This is a genomic window from Streptomyces sp. RPT161 (assembly GCF_027533845.1).
GTDB classification, from domain to species: Bacteria; Actinomycetota; Actinomycetes; order Streptomycetales; family Streptomycetaceae; genus Streptantibioticus_A; species Streptantibioticus_A silvisoli_A.
On record NZ_JAPZVN010000077.1, the window covers coordinates 1 to 1,145 of the forward strand.

Annotated in this window: 1 protein-coding gene; it reads left to right on the plus strand. The window is 66.9% G+C overall.

The annotated features are described in order from the left end of the window. Positions 1–1,145 (plus strand): polyketide synthase dehydratase domain-containing protein (locus O5O46_RS34965; protein ID WP_269859717.1); only part of this gene is annotated, 1,145 nt, incomplete at both ends.

A 1,145-nucleotide genomic window follows, 5' to 3' on the forward strand; every position in this document is an offset into this window, starting at 1 on the left:
GGGTTGAGTTCGGCTGAGCATCCGTTGCTTGGGGCGATGTTGTCGTTGCCGCAGACGGATGGTGTGGTGTTCACCAGTCGCCTGTCGCTGCGAACGCACCCGTGGCTTGCCGATCACGCGGTGCAAGGCACCGTCATCTTCCCCGGTACTGGGTATGTGGAGTTGGCCATCCGTGCTGGTGACAGTGTGGATTGTGACCGACTGGATGAGTTGGTTTTGGAAGCGCCGCTGGTGTTGCCCGCTCAGGGCGGCGTGCAGGTTCAGGTCGTGGTCGGCGATGCCGACACCCCCGCGGCGGCCGGGGCACGGCGGCGGAGCGTGGCGATCTATGCGTGCCTGGACGGGCAGGATGCCTGGACACGACACGCCACCGGCGTGGTCAGCGCTACCACACCACACCCCGGTCAAGACCAGGCCGATGGGGTGTTTGACCCGGTGAGTCAGGCGTGGCCTGCGCCCGGTGCGACGGAGCTGGACACTTCGCAGTTCTATGAGCAGCTGAGTGAGGGCGGGTTCCTTGCTTATGGCCCGGTGTTCCGGGGGCTGAGCAAGGCGTGGAAGAACGGAAACCAGATCCTCGCCGAGGTCGAGCTCCCTGAGGCCGGGCGTGGTCTGGCGTCGTCGTTTGGGATCCATCCGGCGTTGTTGGATGCGGCGTTGCACTCCACGGTCTTTGTGGGGTTGGACTCTGCCCAAGAGGGAGGGTTGCCGTTCAGCTTCACTGATGTGGTGTTGCGTGCCTCGGGTGCGTCCAGGCTTCGGGTCGCGTTGACTCGCATGGGCCCTGATGAGGTGGCGGTCGCGGTCGCGGACAGCACCGGGCTGCCCGTCCTGTCGATCGGCTCACTGACCGTACGGCCGGTTGCAGCGGGCAGCATCGCCACGAGCACGGGCGACGGGGCCCTGCTGAGGATGCAGTGGATCGATGCCACCCTGTCCGCTGCGCCAGCGGAGGAGTGGACGGTGGTCGACCGGTCCGGCTCGGCGAATGCGGACCTGGAGGCGGTCAGTGCCGCCCTTGATGAAGGGGCGGCGCCGCAGGCGGTTGTGCTGGCCGCGGCTGGGGACCCGCGCGCGGTGGTGGACTCAACGCACGAGCTGACCGTATGGGTACTGCAGCAGGTGCAGCGTTGGCTGAGTGGGGA